Here is a 564-nt window from a genome sequence, read left to right as displayed (position 1 = left end):
CACCGATGATATGCGGGAACCAGATGGCCAGCAGGCCCAGCATTGCCCCCGATACTGCCGGGCGCAGCCAACGCGGCAGGGACAAACGGTTCTGAACATGGTTGCCGATATCCTCGGCAAAAAAGATCGAGCGCATGAGTACCAACGCCACAACGCCACAGATAAGTCCGAGGATGAGGAATGCGGGCAGTTCGACGTAGAACTGCAACGAACCCGGTGTATCCAGCCTAAATTCAGTCACATCGCCATATTCAAGCCGGTTGATCACCGTTCCTGCGACTGACGCAATCACAATTGGAGCAAATGCGTGCACGGCGAAATGGCGCAGCACCACCTCGAGCGCAAAAAGCGCGCCTGCTATGGGAGCGTTAAAGCTGGCCGAAACGGCGGCCGCCACAGCGCAACCCAACAAATCCCGCCCGGTTATTCCGTCGGCATGGATGCGATTGCTGACCCATGTGGAAATAACACCGGCCATATGCACCACCGGTCCTTCCCGACCGGTGGAGCCACCCGTACTGAGCGTGATAAGCGAAGCGAAGAACGAGGCGATACCGGCCTTCG

The 564-nt window shown here is 58.2% G+C and carries 1 protein-coding gene; it reads right to left on the bottom strand.

The window, feature by feature from the left end:
• A partial coding sequence (locus ACR0LL_RS21340; protein ID WP_480589342.1) for a chloride channel protein occupies window positions 1-564 on the bottom strand: 564 nt, incomplete at both ends.

It is taken from the genome of Ruegeria sp. AI2 (genome assembly GCF_056541275.1).
This window is presented reverse-complemented; position numbering and strand designations above follow the sequence as displayed.